The 1,650-nt window shown below is 73.3% G+C and carries 2 protein-coding genes; both read right to left on the reverse strand.

Annotation, left to right across the window (positions count from 1 at the left end; translation table 11 throughout):
• A partial coding sequence (locus FRZ03_RS24930) for a P1 family peptidase (protein WP_186785598.1) occupies window positions 1-429 on the reverse strand: 429 nt, incomplete at its 3' end.
• A gap of 40 nt (window positions 430-469) precedes the next feature.
• Window positions 470-1,650: low temperature requirement protein A (locus FRZ03_RS24935; protein ID WP_146467380.1), on the reverse strand; the 1,181-nt coding region annotated here is incomplete at its 5' end.

Here is a 1,650-nt window from a genome sequence, read left to right on the forward strand (position 1 = left end):
CGCGGTCGCGGCCGCCGCCTCCACCGCGGCGCGTCCCGTCGCGGCGTCCGGCCGGGCGCGGAAGTCGCCGCCGCGCCCCAGGTCGAAGACGCACGCGGCGGGCACCACCGGCACGACATGCGCGGGGTCCGCCCCCACCGGCACGCCCCGCCCGCGCTCCTCCAGCCAGGCCATCACCCCGGAGGCCGCGTCGAGCCCGTAGGCGCTGCCCCCGGTGAGCACGACGGCGTCGATCCGCTGGACCAGGTTGCGCGGGTCGAGCGCGTCGGTCTCCTTGGTGCCGGGCCCGCCGCCGCGCACGTCCACGGCGGCGACGGCCCCGCCCTCCGGAGCCAGCACGACCGTGGTCCCGGTGAGCCGGCCGTTCCCGGTGCGGGTGGCGTGCCCCACCCGCACCCCGGCGACATCGGTCAATGCGTCGACTGTCATGCCGGACAGTCTCGCCCACTCCCGGCCCCCCTCGAAGGCGTCAGCCCGCCGGTGTCGTGGCGGTCGCCGCGCGTTCCCCGCGCACCGTGCGCGCCGTCAGCACCACCCCGGTCGCCACCGCCGCCGCGCAGACCAGGCCCGCCGCGAGTACCGCCCGGTCGCCCAGGAAGGTGCAGCAGAGCACCAGCAGGCACGTGACCGGCAGCACCAGCTGCTGGGCGAGGCCCACCTTGAAGTGCCGTGCGTGCAGCGCCCATACGGCCAGCAGGTAGAGCGCCGTGGGCAGGGTCACCGCCGCCGAGGCGGCCGTCGCGGAGAGGTGCGAGGAACCGACGGCCTGCTCCACGGAGACCTCCAGGCCCGCGCCGATCGCCGCCGCCGACGCGAAGATCAGGTAGTGGCCGTATCCCCACAGGAACGCCCTCTTGCTGGAGCGCAGATGGCCGTGGATGGGCACCACGAAGTAGATCCACCAGGCGGAGAAGACGATCAGGAGCCCGCCCGCCGCGATCGGCAGCAGCTCGGCCAGCGCGGAGTGCTTGTCCACGGCCGACTTCACGGCGACCGTGGCCGCGGAGATCGTCTCGCCGAGCACGATGATCGTGAACAGGCCGTACCGCTCGGCGATGTGGTGCGGATGCCAGGACGTCTCGTGGTTGCGCTCGGCGAACAGCGGCACGCACATCTCCAGCACCGCCATCACCAGGAACACCCAGGGGCGGGCCGGCTGCGGCAGCACCACCAGACCGAGCCAGCCGACCTGGCACAGCAGCACGCCGCATGCGTACCTGAGCGTGGCCTGGCGCTCGGCGCCCCCGGCCGTTCGCGCCGCTCTCAGCCACTGGGTGGCCATCGCCACCCGCATGATCGCGTAGCCGAGCCAGACCGCGAGGAAGTCGTGCTGCCGGAAGGCCTGGGAGACACCGGCGGCCAGCACCAGGACGCCCGCGATCTGCACCAGGGTGACGACCCGGTAGGGCACGTCGTCGTTGTCGTACGCCGAGGCGAACCAGGAGAAGTTCATCCAGGCCCACCAGATGGCGAAGAACAGCATGGCGTAGTCGAGGACCCCGGTGCCCGGGTGCCCGTTGCCGACGGCGTGCACCAACTGCACGCCCGCCTGCGCGATCGCCACGACGAAGCAGAGGTCGAAGAAGAGCTCCAGCGCGGAGGAGACCCGGTGGGCCTCGTTCCGCCCGCGTGCGGTGAGCCGTTTGACGG

Origin of the sequence: Streptomyces misionensis (genome assembly GCF_007896895.1) — a bacterium.
Lineage (GTDB): Bacteria > Actinomycetota > Actinomycetes > Streptomycetales > Streptomycetaceae > Streptomyces > Streptomyces misionensis_A.